General features: G+C 68.3%; 13 protein-coding genes and 1 tRNA gene. 9 read left to right on the top strand and 5 right to left on the bottom strand.

Annotated elements, in window-relative coordinates:
- Nucleotides 1–77: 77 nt before the first annotated feature.
- Nucleotides 78–160 (bottom strand) — tRNA-Leu (locus tag VG502_RS05260).
- Between the two features lie 147 nt (nt 161–307).
- Nucleotides 308–892 (bottom strand): TerD family protein, encoded by a 585-nt coding sequence (locus VG502_RS05255; protein ID WP_325548973.1) that lies wholly within the window; start codon nt 890–892, stop codon nt 308–310.
- Nucleotides 893–986: 94 nt separating this feature from the next.
- Between VG502_RS05255 and VG502_RS05250 the strand changes: the two genes are divergently transcribed.
- The gene (locus VG502_RS05250) at nt 987–2,510 is read left to right on the top strand and encodes an ATP-dependent DNA ligase (RefSeq protein WP_325548972.1); all 1,524 of its coding nucleotides are present in this window, start codon (nt 987–989) and stop codon (nt 2,508–2,510) included.
- Nucleotides 2,511–2,541: 31 nt separating this feature from the next.
- A complete protein-coding gene (locus VG502_RS05245; protein ID WP_325548971.1) occupies nt 2,542–3,879 on the top strand; it encodes a M20/M25/M40 family metallo-hydrolase in 1,338 nt (445 codons plus the stop codon).
- A gap of 131 nt (nt 3,880–4,010) precedes the next feature.
- Here the strand turns inward: VG502_RS05245 and VG502_RS05240 are convergent, their stop codons facing one another.
- A complete protein-coding gene (locus VG502_RS05240; RefSeq protein ID WP_325548970.1) occupies nt 4,011–4,196 on the bottom strand; it encodes a DUF5703 family protein in 186 nt (61 codons plus the stop codon).
- A gap of 94 nt (nt 4,197–4,290) precedes the next feature.
- Here VG502_RS05240 and VG502_RS05235 point away from each other — a divergent pair, with 94 nt between their 5' ends.
- Nucleotides 4,291–4,662 (top strand): hypothetical protein, encoded by a 372-nt coding sequence (locus VG502_RS05235; protein ID WP_325548969.1) that lies wholly within the window; start codon nt 4,291–4,293, stop codon nt 4,660–4,662.
- Here the strand turns inward: VG502_RS05235 and VG502_RS05230 are convergent, their stop codons facing one another.
- Nucleotides 4,663–5,604 carry an aldo/keto reductase gene (locus tag VG502_RS05230; RefSeq protein ID WP_325548968.1) on the bottom strand — a complete coding sequence of 314 codons (942 nt, stop codon included), beginning with the start codon at nt 5,602–5,604 and terminating at the stop codon, nt 4,663–4,665. It abuts the gene before it with no gap.
- Between the two features lie 102 nt (nt 5,605–5,706).
- Here VG502_RS05230 and VG502_RS05225 point away from each other — a divergent pair, with 102 nt between their 5' ends.
- From VG502_RS05225 to mshC, 5 genes are read left to right on the top strand one after another with little or no spacing between them, the layout of a single operon-like run.
- A complete protein-coding gene (locus tag VG502_RS05225) occupies nt 5,707–6,771 on the top strand; it encodes an LLM class F420-dependent oxidoreductase (RefSeq protein ID WP_325548967.1) in 1,065 nt (354 codons plus the stop codon).
- Nucleotides 6,772–6,774: 3 nt separating this feature from the next.
- Nucleotides 6,775–7,485 carry a histidine phosphatase family protein gene (locus tag VG502_RS05220; protein WP_325548966.1) on the top strand — a complete coding sequence of 237 codons (711 nt, stop codon included), beginning with the start codon at nt 6,775–6,777 and terminating at the stop codon, nt 7,483–7,485.
- A gap of 10 nt (nt 7,486–7,495) precedes the next feature.
- Entirely contained in the window at nt 7,496–8,035 is a 540-nt protein-coding gene (locus VG502_RS05215; RefSeq protein ID WP_325548965.1) for a DUF3090 domain-containing protein, read from the top strand.
- A complete protein-coding gene (locus VG502_RS05210) occupies nt 8,013–8,822 on the top strand; it encodes an SCO1664 family protein (protein ID WP_325548964.1) in 810 nt (269 codons plus the stop codon). Before VG502_RS05215 ends, VG502_RS05210 begins: the two co-directional genes overlap by 23 nt.
- A gap of 37 nt (nt 8,823–8,859) precedes the next feature.
- Entirely contained in the window at nt 8,860–10,101 is a 1,242-nt protein-coding gene (gene mshC / locus VG502_RS05205) for a cysteine--1-D-myo-inosityl 2-amino-2-deoxy-alpha-D-glucopyranoside ligase (RefSeq protein WP_325549335.1), read from the top strand.
- A gap of 76 nt (nt 10,102–10,177) precedes the next feature.
- Here mshC and VG502_RS05200 read toward each other — a convergent pair whose 3' ends face one another.
- Nucleotides 10,178–11,023 (bottom strand): PAC2 family protein, encoded by an 846-nt coding sequence (locus tag VG502_RS05200; RefSeq protein WP_325548963.1) that lies wholly within the window; start codon nt 11,021–11,023, stop codon nt 10,178–10,180.
- A 290-nt stretch (nt 11,024–11,313) separates the two neighbouring features.
- Here VG502_RS05200 and metH point away from each other — a divergent pair.
- On the top strand, nt 11,314–13,430 hold a 2,117-nt coding region (metH, locus tag VG502_RS05195), incomplete at its 3' end, for a methionine synthase (RefSeq protein ID WP_325548962.1).

The raw sequence follows: 13,430 nt of genomic DNA, 5'->3' as shown, positions 1-13,430 counted from the left end.
GCGACGGCCCTAGGGGTAGTCACGAAAATAGCCTCGTGGATCCGAGAGATTCGGATCCACGAGGCTATTCGTGCAAGTGTCCGGAGGGGGACTTGAACCCCCACCCCCGTTAGGGGACTAGCACCTCAAGCTAGCGCGTCTGCCAGTCCGCCACCCGGACATATGGGTGTGTCAACCGTCCTCGCGGCCCGGCCAACGAGCGGAAACACTAGCACGCAGTGGCCGGTTTCCTTCAATCGTGCCACGGCCCGCGGCGTGCGGCATCCGCCATACACAGCACGGGCCGTGGACACGGCGATGACGTAGTTCAGACGTCGAGCCCGAAGTCCTTGATGACGCCGGCGAGGCCGCTGGAGTAGCCCTGCCCGACGGCGCGGAACTTCCACTCGTTGTTGTTCCGGTACAGCTCCCCGAACACCAGCGCCGACTCGGTCGCGGCGTCCTCGCCGAGGTCGAAGCGGGCGCCCTTGTCGGCGTTGGTCGGGTCGTCGGCGTCGAAGACGCGGATGAACGCGTCGGAGACCTGCCCGAAGTTCTGCCCGCGGGCGTCGGCCTGGTCGATGGAGGCGACGAAGGTGATCCGCTGGACGTCGGGGGAGACCTGGCCGAGCGAGACCTTGATCTGCTCGTCGTCGCCCTCACCCTCGCCGGTCCGGTTGTCACCGAGGTGCTGCACGGAGCCGTTGTCGCCCGTCAGGTTGTTGTAGAAGACGAAGTCGGACTGGTTGCGGACCTTGCCGTTCTCGGCGAGCAACAGCACCGAGGCGTCCAGGTCGAACTGCGCACCGTCGGTGGTGCGCGGGTTCCAGCCCAGGCCGACGATCGCTGTCGTCATACCCGGTGCAGCCTTCTCCAGCGAGATGTTCGCGCCCTTGCTCAGATTGACCGGCATGTGTCTTCCCCTTCATGTCTCTGGCTGATTCAGGTATGACGCTAGCGCGTCGCGCTCGTTCCCGTATGTCGGACGTGCGCGGCAGACTGCAGCCATGCTGCTGGATCAGGTCATCTCGGTGTCCCAGGCCGTGCGTGGGACGCGATCCCGGCTGGCGAAACGGGACGCGGTCGCACAGGTGCTGCGCGATGCGACACCGGAGGAGGTGCCGCTCGTCGCGTCATACCTTGCGGGCGTGCTGCCGCAGCGACGGATCGGTGTCGGCTGGCGTGGCCTGCGGGACGCACCCGAGCCGAGCGACGACGCGTCGGTGACGGTGCGCGAGCTGGACGAGACGCTCTCGGCCGTCGCCGCCGTGCGCGGCGCCGGCTCCGTCGGGCAGCGCAAGGAACTGCTCGCGACACTCTTCGGCCGGTTGACAGCCGCGGAGCAGCGCTTCGTGACCGGCCTGATCCAGGGGGAGCTGCGCCAAGGGGCAGGCGACGGCGTGATGCTCGCCGCGATCGCCGAGGCCAGCGGCGTCCCGGAGAAGGCCGTCCGGCGCGCTGTGATGCTCGCCGGGTTCACGGCGCCCGTCGCGGCCGCCGCGATGAACGACGGCGCCGATGCGGTCGCTGCGATCGGTCTGGTCGTCGGGCGGCCCATGCGCCCGATGCTCGCGGGCAGCGCCACCGACATCGGCGGTGCCATCGACGAGAAGCTCGATCAGCAGGTCGAGACCAAGCTGGACGGCATCCGGGTGCAGGCCCACAAGATCGAGGACGAGGTCCGCCTCTTCACCCGCAGCCTGGAGGAGATCACCGACCGGCTGCCGGAGGTCGTCGAGATCGTCCAGCAGCTCCCCGCGCACCGGCTGGTGCTCGATGGCGAGGCGGTGGCACTGACCGCCGACGGCCGGCCCCAACCGTTCCAGGTCACCGGCGCACGGACCGCGAGCAGCGCCGATCCGGCGCGGTTGCGCCAGGAGACGCCGGTGACGCCGCAGTTCTTCGACCTGTTGCACCTCGACGGCGACGATCTGATCGACCTGCCGTTCCGGGAACGTCACCGGCGACTGGTCGATCTGGTCCCGGCGCGTTGGCTCGTGGCACACGCCGCAGTCGAGGACGTCGACAGTGCCCGGCGATTCTTCGACGAGCGGGTCGGAGCGGGCGACGAGGGCGTCGTCGTCAAGGACCTCGACGCCCCGTATGCCGCAGGTCGCCGCGGCGCCGGCTGGGTGAAGGTGAAGCCCCGGCACACCCTCGACCTGGTGGTCCTTGCCGTGGAGTGGGGGAGCGGACGGCGCAAGGGATTCCTGTCCAACATCCACCTCGGCGCACGTGACCCCGAGACCGGCGGCTACGTGATGCTCGGAAAAACCTTCAAAGGGATGACCGATGAGATCCTGCGCTGGCAGACCGAGCGCTTCACCCAGCTCGCGACGGACCGCGGCGACTGGGTCGTGCACGTCCGCCCCGAGCAGGTCGTCGAGATCGCCTTCGACGGGCTGCAGACGTCCAGCCGCTATCCCGGTGGCCTCGCGCTGCGTTTTGCCCGGGTGATCCGTTATCGCGACGACAAGCGCGCGGAGGACGCCGACACCATCGACACGGTCCGGGCACTGGCCGGGCCGTGATCGGGTCGGTCCTACGTGGCACGCTTGTCGTATGACTTCCCACGACACCGATGGCAAGGCGCTGAGCGCCGAGGACGAGGTCGTCCGCATCACGCAGGACCTGATCGGCATCGACACGAGCAACTACGGCGACGGCAGCGGGCCGGGCGAGCGCAAGGCCGCCGAATACGTCATGGGTGAGCTGACCGAGGTCGGGCTCGATCCGGTGCTGCTGGAGAGCGAGCCGGGTCGCGCGTCGGTGATCGTGCGCATCGAGGGAGAGGACTCCGACCGCGGCGCGCTCGCCGTGCATGGCCACCTCGATGTCGTGCCGGCGAACGCCGAGGACTGGCAGGTGGATCCGTTCGGCGCCGAGATCAAGGACGGCTGCGTCTGGGGTCGTGGTGCGGTCGACATGAAGGACATGGACGCGATGATCCTGTCCTGCGTGCGCGAGATGTCACGCACGGGCCGCAAGCCGGCGCGTGACCTGGTGGTCGGCTTCCTCGCGGACGAGGAGGCCGGCGGTGTCAAGGGCAGCCATTGGCTGGTCGACAACCACCCCGAACTCTTCGAGGGCGTGACCGAGGCGATCAGCGAGGTCGGCGGCTACTCCGTCACCTTCGACGGCAAGGCCGGCCAGCAGCGCGCCTACCTGCTGCAGACCGCGGAGAAGGGCATCGCCTGGCTCCGCCTGCACGCCCACGGCCGCGCCGGGCACGGCTCTGTCCCCAACGACGACAACGCCGTCGTCCGACTGGCCCGGGCCATCGCCCGCATCGACGCCCACGAGTGGCCTCGCGAATACATCGCCTCCGTGCGGCAGCTGCTCGACGGTTTGAGCGAGCTGACCGGCTCGCCATACAGCGACGACGACCTCGGCCCGATCCTGGCCAAGCTCGGCGGCGCCCGCGGTTTCGTCGAGGGCACCCTGCGCGACACCTCGAACTTCACCATGCTCGACGCCGGGTACAAGCACAACGTCATCCCGCAGACGGCGTCCGCGTCACTGGACTGCCGTTACCTGCCCGGGCACGAGGACGACCTCATGAACGTCATCCGGGAACTCGCCGGGGAGCACGTCGAGGTCGAGGTGCTGCACCACGACATCGCCCTGGAGGCACCGTTCGACGCGCCGCTGGTCGAGAAGATGAAACGCGCACTGCTGTCACAGGACCCGCAGGCCGCGATCCTGCCCTACTGCCTGTCCGGCGGCACCGACAACAAGGCACTCAAGAAGCTGGGCATCAACGGCTACGGCTTCGCGCCCCTGCAGCTGCCGGCCGACCTGGACTTCGCGCCGATGTTCCACGGCATCGACGAGCGGGTGCCAGTCGAGTCGCTGAAGTTCGGCGCGCGTGTGCTGGGGGAGTTCCTGCACGACTGCTGACTTTGGCTCGACTCCTCGCAGCCCGGGGGCGACACACGCTCGTAAGCTCGCGTTGTGCCGCCCCCGAACTGGTCGTCGTCTCACGGCCGTCCGCTGATCGTGCGGTCGCGTTGGCGTGGCTGTCGCCGATTTCAAGCAGTGCGGCGGACGCGGATGATCCGGCGGCGCAACCAGACCTTGCGTGCGCCACCCAGGTAGAGGCGGCTGCGGGCCAGCTCCCAGTGGCCGTATTCGGCCTGGTCGGTGATCGCCTGCCGGACTTCGGACCGGCTGACATCGCGAGGGAAGGTCAACACGCGGAACTCGTACTCGGTCATCGCCACCCATTATCACCCAGGCACATCCGGATCCGACCGATTGGCAGGGGCGTTGCTCTATTACGAATCCGCCGTGAGCGGGTACGGTCAAGCCATGACCGCTGAGCCGCGTGCCGCATTGTCCGCCCTGGTGAGTGCGTTGGAACGACACTTGGAAGCCGCTGCATCGCGCCGCAGCGAGAACGACCCGTCGGTCGTTGCGGCATACCGAGACCTGGCAGATGCGTTCGAGGACTACGACGACGCGCTGATGGACACCTACGGCGAGGTCACCCCGCTGGAGGTCTACGTCGGCGACGACGAAGACGAGGACCTCGAGGACGACGACCTCGAGGACGACGACCTCGAGACCGATGACGCCGAGACGGATGACGACCTCGACGACGAGGACACCGAGGGCCGCTACATCGGGCTCGCGGGCGATGACACGGACGACCTCGACTACGAGGACTCCGAACGCTCCTGATCAGCCGGCGCGTGACACGTCGTCCAGCGCCTGCGCTATCTGAGGCGGCAACTGGGTCTCCGCGCTGGCCAGGACGGTGCGCAGCTGGCTGCGGTTGCGAACCCCGACCACCAGTGAGCTGATGCCCGGCCGGCTGCGTGCCCAGCTCAACGCGATCTGCGCCGGACTCGCGCCGAGGCCGTCCGCGGCCGTTGCCACCGCATCGACGATCGAGTCGGAGTTGCCACCGAGGCGGCGAGCGGCCCATCCGGAGTGCCGGCCGGACGCCGCCCGGGAGTCCGCGGGCACGCCTCGACGGTATTTCCCGGTCAGCACACCGCCGCCGAGCGGCGCCCACGCCAGGAGGCCGGCACCCACGTGCTGTGCGGCCGGCAGGACTTCAGCGTCGGCGCTCCGCTCAACGAGGCTGTATTCGATCTCATTGGCAGTCAACGGAATCCGTGCCTGCTGCAAGATCGAGTGCGCCGCGACCAACTGCCAGCCCGAGTAGTTGGACACCCCGACATACCGCGTCCGTCCGGTGGCCAGAGCGTGTTCCAGCGCCGACATCGTCTCGGCGAGCGGCACGTCGGCGGCCCAGGTGTGCACCAGCCAGAGGTCGAGGTGATCGGTGCGCAACCGCCGCAGCGTGGCGTCGAGCTGGTCCAGCAAGGTGCCCCGCGAGGTGTCCACCACCCGTGATCCGGTGGTCCGGGAGATGCCGGCCTTGCCGACGAGCACCAACTCCTCGCGCCGGCTACCGGCGACCAGCTCGCCGAGGATCTCCTCGGCGACACCGTCCGCGTAGCCGTATGCCGTGTCGATCGTCGTCCCGCCTGCTTCGCGGAAGTCGCGCAGGATCTCCTCGGCGAAGATCTCGTCGACGGTGTCGCCCCAATTCATGGTGCCGAGGGTGAGATCGCTGACGCGCAGCCCTGAGCTGCCGAGATTCGCCGATTGCACGGCACAACCGTAGTGGGCGGACGTCTCCGAACCTCGGAGGGCGGCTGCTGTCCTGAGGAGCGGTGAGGGACGAGCCGGGCCTGGAAGGGTAGCGTCGGCGTCATGGATCTGGGCATCAACCTCGGTTACTGGGGCACGGCGGGCACGGACGACCTCGCGGCGATGAAGGAGCTGACCCTGGCCGCGGACGAATCGGGCTACCGCGTCGCCTGGCTGGCCGAGGCATACGGCTCCGATGTGCCGTCGCTGGCGGCATACCTGAGCGCCTTCACCGAGAACCTCGAATGGGGTAGCGCGGTGTTCCAGATCCCGGCCCGGACGCCGGCGATGACAGCGATGACCGCCGCGACCCTGGACAAGATCACCGGCGGCCGATTCCGCCTGGGGCTCGGTGTGTCCGGCCCGCAGGTCAGCGAGGGCTGGCACGGCGTGCGCTTCGACAGTCCGCTGGGCCGCACCCGCGAGTATGTCGACATCATCCGGCTCGCGTTCGACCGCAAGAACGTCGAATACCACGGCAAGCACTTCGAATTGCCGCTTCCGGACGGCCCCGGCAAGGCACTGCGGCTGTTGCTCCTGCCGGAGCGGGCGCAGGTCCCGATCTACCTGGCGTCGATCGGCCCGCGGAACATGGAGCTGACCGGCGAGATCGCCGACGGCTGGCTCGGCATCTTCGTCAGCCCCGAGCATCTGCCGGAGCAACTCGAGCAGCTGAGCGTCGGCCGCAAGAAGGCCGGCCACCCGGACGGTTCATTGGACGGTTTCGACGTGGCGGCGCAGGTCGGCCTGAGTATGGCGGACGACCTGGACACGGCCGCGGATCGGTTGCGCCCGAATGCCGCCCTCTACGTCGGCGGCATGGGCTCCCGGAAGAAGAACTTCTACAACGCCCTCGCACGCCGGATGGGATTCGAGGAGGCCGCGCAGGAGGTGCAGGACCTCTTCCTGGAGCGCAAGCATCGCGACGCAGCGCTGGCGGTGCCGCGTGACTTCATCGACCGCACTGCGCTGATCGGCCCACCGGATCACATCGCCGAGCGGCTGCATGCGTATGCCGACGCCGGTGTGACCACCCTCAGCGTCGCGCCCACCGGAGACAGTCTGGCGGAACGAATCACCGCGGTTCGCGCCGTCGCGCAGATCATGGACGCGGAAGGACTTCGGTAACCCATGGCCACTGTTCTGCTACTGCGGCACGGCCGCACCACCTCGAACACCTCTGGGGTGCTTGCCGGTTGGACGCCGGGCGTCGGGCTCGACGAGACCGGTGAACGGCAGGTCGGCGAGGCCCGTAAGCGGCTGGAGCAGCTGCCGATCGTGCGCATCGTCAGCAGCCCGCTGCAGCGCTGCCAGGAGACCGCAGCTGCGGTCGCGGTCGGCCTCCCGGACATCACGGTCGAGACCGACGAGCGGCTGGGGGAGTGCCGGTACGGCGCCTGGACCGGCCGCAAGATCGGCGAGCTGGTCAAGGACGACCTGTGGCGGACCGTCCAGGACCACCCGTCGGCGGCGGTGTTCCCGGCGTCACCGGATTTCGCCCACGAGTCGCTGGCGCAGATGTCCGCCCGCGCCGTCGCGGTGGTGCGCGAGCTCGACGCAGCGGTCGAGGCCGAGCACGGCCCGCAGGCGGTCTGGGTGGCCGTCTCGCACGGCGACGTCATCAAGGCGCTGCTCGCGGACGCGCTCGGCTCGCACCTGGACCAGTTCCAGCGCATCGTCGTTTCTCCCGCGTCGGTCAGCGCGGTGCGCTACACCGCGCGTCGGCCGTTCGTGGTCCGGGTCAACGACACGACGGGCGACCTGACCGACATACCCGAGAAGGCGGCGCCGACCGGCGATGCGACCCCCGGTGGCGAGACCGGCACCGACTCCTCGGATTAGGCTGCCGAGTATGCCGACCATCGAATTCGACCACCCCGACCGGTTCGTCGCCGGCACGGTCGGTCCACCCGGTGCCCGCACGTTCTTCCTGCAGGTCGTGCAGGGTCGTCGCGTGGTCTCGGTGTCCTTGGAGAAGGAGCAGGTCGCGGTGCTCGCGGAGCGCGTCAACGACCTCCTCGACGAGCTCTCGGTCGACGAGGACATGCCGGTGGCCGCGGAGGACAACGAACCGCTGACGGCACCCATCGAGGACGAGTTCCGGGTCAGCACCCTGAGCCTGGCGTGGGAGCCGGAGCGTCGAGTCCTGATCATCGAGGCCCACGATCGGCAGGTCGAGCTCGAGCCGACCGACGACGGCGAGGAACTCCAGGAGGTGACCGATCCCGACGGACAGCTCGTGCGGGTGCTGCTGGATGCACCCCAAGCGCGCGAATTCGCCCGGCGCGGACTCGCATCCGTCGCAGACGGCCGGCCGTCATGTCCCTTCTGCGGTGGCCCGCTCGACCCGACCGGCCACATCTGTCCTCGTGCCAACGGCTATCGACGCTGAGCGGTTGCAGCGGCTGTTGCTCGACGGGCCGCTGGAGATCGAAGGGCGTCTGGTCGAGGCCTCGAACTACGTCCTGCGAGTGTGGATCGAGGACGATGGTGACCGAATCCCAGCTGTTTACAAGCCGATTCGCGGTGAGCAGCCGCTGTGGGACTTTCCGGAAGGAACACTCGCGAGCCGTGAATACGCCGCGTACCTGATCTCGAGTGCCGGCGGGTGGGACTGCGTGCCGGTGACGGCGCTGCGCCCCGACGGGCCACTGGGCGCCGGTTCCGTGCAGCAGTGGGTGGGTCCGCTGGATCCGGTCACCGAGAACGACCTGCTGCGCATCGACCCGGTCGCCGCGGTCCCCACCGACTACCTGCCGGTGCTCGGCGTTCACGACGAGCACGACCAGCCGCTGGTCGTGTCGCACGCCGCGCTCGACGCGTTGCGTGGTGTGGCGCTGCTGGACGTCGTGCTGAACAACGCCGACCGCAAGGCGTCCGCGCTGATCATGGACGCCGGTCACCTGTATGCCGTCGACCACGGGCTGACCCTGCATGCCGAGGAGAAGCTGCGGACGGTCCTCTGGGGTTTCGCCGGTCAGGAGCTGTCCTCGGTCGAGATCGCCCGGGTCGAGGCAGTGCGTGGGGCGCTGGACGGCGCACTGGGTGAGACGTTGTGTGGCGTCATACAGGAGGACGAGCTGGTGGCGCTGCAGGATCGTGTCGACCTGCTGCTGGAGACCCGACAGCTGCCGGCGCCACCGGACGACCGGCACCCGTTGCCGTGGCCGCTGTGGTGACCCGTCAGGACGGCCGCTTAAGCTGGAGAGCGTGACGATCGCTCCGTGGACTTCGCCGAATCTGCCCGATTTACAAGGAAAAGGCCGAGCACTGGCGTTGTGGCAGGCGAACACCTCGACCGTGACGACGCTCGAGGTCGGCGAGACCGCCCGGATGTACGTCTGCGGTATCACCCCGTATGACGCGACCCACCTCGGTCACGCAGCCACCTATGTGACGTTCGACCTGGCCGGGCGGGTGCTGCGCGACGCCGGCCACGAGGTCCGCTACGTGCAGAACGTCACCGACGTGGACGACCCGCTGCTGGACCGGGCGACCCGGGACGGCGTGGACTGGCGCGACCTGGCGACCGGCGAGATCGAGCTCTTCCACTCCGACATGACGGCGTTGCGCGTGCTGCCGCCGGACCATTACGTCAGCGTCGTGGAGACGATGGACCGGCATGTCGCCACCATCCAGGGACTGGTCGCCAACGGCGTCACCTACCGGGTGCCGACGCCGGACGCGGCCGAGGCCGGCGCACAGGACATCTACCTGGACCTGTCCACCCAGGGGACCTTCGGCGCTGCCAGCGGTTGGGACCGCGCGCAGATGCTCGAGGTGTTCGCCGAGCGCGGCGGCGACCCCGAGCGGGCCGGCAAGCGCGACGAGCTGGACCCGTTGCTGTGGCGGGTCGAGCGCGAGGGTGAGCCCGCCTGGGACGCCGGCGAGTTGCGCCGCGGCCGGCCCGGGTGGCACGTCGAGTGCACGACGATCGCGCTGGACCACCTCGGGATGGGCTTCGACCTGCAGGGCGGCGGCACCGACCTGATCTTCCCGCACCACGAGATGTCCGCCGTCCAGGCCGTGGCGCTGACCGACGATCCGCCGTTCGCGCGCACCTACGCCCACCAGGCGATGGTCGGGTATGACGGCGAGAAGATGAGCAAGTCCAAGGGCAACCTGGTGCGCGTTTCCGACCTGCTGCGGGCCGGGGTGGACCCGATGGCGATCCGGCTGGTGCTGCTCGACCAGCACTACCGCACCCCGTGGGAATACACCGCCGGACTGCTCGACAGCGCCGTCAAGCGGTGGGACCGCTGGACGCGTGCACTGGCGTGCCGCGGCGACGAGGACGCCGACACCCTGATCGAGGGGATGCGCGCGGCGCTGGCGAACGACCTGGACAGCGCCGGTGCGGTGCGGCTGGTCGATGAATGGGCGGGTGGCCCGGACCAGGGCGCGCCGAGCCCGCGGATCGCCGACGCGGTCGACGCGCTGCTCGGCCTGCGCGCCTGACTTCCGGCGGGCCCGTCAGGCAAGCCCTTCGGCGCCGGCCACAGCGGGCGGGCGAGGAGTCGAAGCGAAAACGCAGTCAGTCGTCGGTCTCGCGACGGCGTAGGTACTTCTCGAACTCCCGGGCGATGGCGTCACCGCTGGCCTCGGGCAGCTCGGTGGTGTCCTGGGTCTGCTCCAGCGAGTGCACGTAGTCGGCGACCTCGTCGTCGGACGCCGCCAACTCGTCGACGCCGTGCTCCCACGCACGCGCCTGTTCCTGCAGGTCTGCGTGACCGATGAGGGTGTCGAAGAGTTCCTCCAGCCGCGTCAGCAGCGCCAGGGTCGCCTTGGGTGACGGACCCGCTCCGGCGTAGTGCGGGACGGCCGCCCAACAGGACAGGGTCGGTATGTCGGCCTGGTGTGCCGCATCGGTGACCACTCCGACGATGCCGGTGGGACCTTCGTAGCGGTTGGGCTCGACGTCATACCGCTGCCGGGTCTCCTCGTGCTCGGAGGTGACGGTGACCGGGATCGGCCGGGTGTGCGGGACGTCGGCGAGCAGGCCGCCGAGCGTGATGATCGTGCCGACGCCGCAGTCCGCGGCGAAATCCATGAGTTCCTCGGTGAAACCGCGCCACTTCATCGACGGCTCGATGCCCTGGACCAGCAACACATCGCGATCCAGTGGCGTGTCCTGTGCCAGGAAGATCTTGGTGGTCGGCCAGACGATCTCGCGCCTGCCCGAGTCGCTGGTGATGCGCGGACGGTTGACCTGGAAGTCGTAGTAGAGCTCCGGGTCGAGTGCGGCGAGTGGCTCGGCACTCCACGTCTCGATCAGGTGCAGCACCGTCGCCGATGCGGTCTCGCCGGCGTCGTTCCATCCTTCGAACGCCGCGATCATGATCGGATCGCGCAGAGGCGGCACGTCCTCGAACTCGATCACCCGGTCCTCCTCATCACGATCAGCATCAGACCTTCAGCTTAAGCACCTGAGGGGCTCCACGCCCGCAGGGGACAAGGCGTGGCAACACGGCTTGGTGAGACTGCCGATGACCGGGTGCACGCCGTCGTTAGACTCGTGCCGTTCTGCGCAAACTCCCCGAAGGGATCCCACCTGAAGTTCATCCAGCACAGCCACAGGAGGTCAATGCTCCAGAGGCGGTGCAGGGAGCTTGCGACCGCAACGCAAATGGAGGATTGACCTCAGTGAGCAGCCGCTCCGACATTGCGCGTGTGACACCGTCATCGCGCGACACCACGCTGGTCCGACCAGACGCCACCGAAGCCCTTCGCAGCGCGATGGCGCAGCGAGTGCTCCTGCTCGACGGGTCGATGGGTGTCTTCATCCAACGCCACAAGCTGAGCGAGGAGGAGTTCCGCGGCGAGCGGTTCGCCGATTGGGACCAGGACGTCAAGGGCAACAACGACCTGCTCTCGATCACGAATCCCTCGGTGATCAGCGCCATCCATGAGGCCTATCTCGAGTCCGGCGCGGACATCATCGAGACCAATACCTTCAGCGCACAGCGCATCTCGATGGCCGACTACGGCATGGAGGAGCTCAGCTACGAGCTCAACTACGAGTCGGCGCGCCTGGCGCGTGCTGCCTGTGACGCCGTTGCCACCGCTGAGCGGCCGCGGTATGTCGCAGGCGCGCTCGGCCCGACCAACCGGACCGCGTCGATCTCACCGGATGTCAATGACCCGGGCGCCCGGAACATCTCCTTCGAGCAGCTCGTCACGGCATACAAGGAGCAGGCCGAGGGCCTGGTCGACGGTGGCAGCGATCTCCTGCTGGTCGAGACCATCTTCGACACGCTCAACGCCAAGGCGGCGGTCTTCGCGCTGGAGTCGCTCTTCGACGAGCGCGGACGCCGTTGGCCGGTGTTCATCTCCGGCACCATCACCGACGCCTCCGGCCGCACTCTCTCCGGCCAGGTCACCGAGGCCTTCTGGAACAGCATCCGGCACGCACAGCCTCTCGCGGTCGGCTTCAACTGTGCACTCGGCGCAGCGGACATGCGGCAGTACGCCGCCGAATTGTCCCGCGTCGCAGACTGTTTCACCTTCTGCTACCCCAACGCCGGCCTCCCGAACGCATTCGGCGAATACGACCAGACGGCCGACGAGATGGCCGACGTGCTCGGCGAGTTCGCCAAGGACGGCTTGGTCAACGTGCTCGGCGGATGCTGCGGCACGACACCCGAGCACATCTCGGAGATCGCCCGTCGCATCGACGGCGTGCCCGCGCGCGTGCCGTCGCAGGTGGCACCGGCCATGCGACTGTCGGGACTGGAGCCGTTCAACATCACCGATGACTCGTTGTTCGTCAACGTCGGTGAGCGGACCAACATCACCGGATCGGCCCGGTTCCGGAAGCTGATCAAGGCGGGCGACTACGGGACGGCGCTCAACGTCGCCCGGCAGCAGGTCGAGTCCGGCGCGCAGGTCATCGACATCAACATGGACGAGGGCATGATCGATGGCGTGGAGGCCATGGATCGCTTCTGCAAGCTGATCGCGACCGAGCCCGACATCTGCCGGGTGCCGGTGATGATCGACTCCTCGAAGTGGGAGGTCATCGAGGCCGGACTGCGCTGCATCCAGGGCAAGCCCATCGTCAACTCCATCTCGATGAAGGAGGGCACCGAGAAGTTCATCGAGCAGGCCCGCCTGTGCCGCCGGTACGGCGCGGCGGTCGTGGTGATGGCCTTCGACGAGGATGGCCAGGCCGACACGCTGGAGCGCCGCAAGGAGGTCTGCCAGAAGGCCTACGACATCCTCACCAAGGAGGTCGGCTTCCCGGCCGAGGACATCATCTTCGACGCCAACATGTTCGCGCTGGCGACCGGCATCGAGGAGCACCGCACCTACGGCACCGATTTCATCGAGGCCGTCCGGTGGATCACCGAGAACCTCCCGGGCGTACTGACGTCCGGCGGCGTCTCCAACGTCTCGTTCTCCTTCCGGGGCAACAACCCGGTGCGCGAGGCGATCCACGCCGTCTTCCTCTACCACGCGATCCAGGCCGGCCTGTCGATGGGCATCGTCAACGCCGGTCAGCTGGCTGTGTATGACGAACTCGACCCGATCCTGCGCGAGCGCATCGAGGACGTCGTGCTCAACCGGAGGGACGATGCCACCGAGCGGCTGCTCGAGGTGGCCGAGGAGCACAACAAGGCGGGCGAGGAGCAGAGCCCGGACGACAAGCTCAAGTGGCGTGAGGAGCCGGTGCGCGAGCGCATCACGCACGCGCTGGTGAAGGGCATCGATGAGTTCATCGTCGAGGACACCGAGGAGATGCGGCTGGAGCTGAAGGAGCGGGGCGAGCGACCGCTGAACGTCATCGA

Origin of the sequence: Flexivirga sp. (assembly GCF_035551235.1) — a bacterium.
In the GTDB taxonomy this organism is placed as follows: domain Bacteria; phylum Actinomycetota; class Actinomycetes; order Actinomycetales; family Dermatophilaceae; genus Flexivirga.
The sequence above is the reverse complement of the archived record's forward strand: the minus strand, read 5'-3'. Positions and strand labels throughout refer to the sequence as shown.

Coding starts and splice junctions, on each gene's coding strand:
- VG502_RS05255 (WP_325548973.1), bottom strand. CDS start 892: ATGCCGGTCAATCTGAGCAAGGGCGCGAACATCTCGCTGGAGAAGGCT.
- VG502_RS05250 (WP_325548972.1), top strand. CDS start 987: ATGCTGCTGGATCAGGTCATCTCGGTGTCCCAGGCCGTGCGTGGGACG.
- VG502_RS05245 (WP_325548971.1), top strand. CDS start 2,542: ATGACTTCCCACGACACCGATGGCAAGGCGCTGAGCGCCGAGGACGAG.
- VG502_RS05240 (WP_325548970.1), bottom strand. CDS start 4,196: ATGACCGAGTACGAGTTCCGCGTGTTGACCTTCCCTCGCGATGTCAGC.
- VG502_RS05235 (WP_325548969.1), top strand. CDS start 4,291: ATGACCGCTGAGCCGCGTGCCGCATTGTCCGCCCTGGTGAGTGCGTTG.
- VG502_RS05225 (WP_325548967.1), top strand. CDS start 5,707: ATGGATCTGGGCATCAACCTCGGTTACTGGGGCACGGCGGGCACGGAC.
- VG502_RS05220 (WP_325548966.1), top strand. CDS start 6,775: ATGGCCACTGTTCTGCTACTGCGGCACGGCCGCACCACCTCGAACACC.
- VG502_RS05215 (WP_325548965.1), top strand. CDS start 7,496: ATGCCGACCATCGAATTCGACCACCCCGACCGGTTCGTCGCCGGCACG.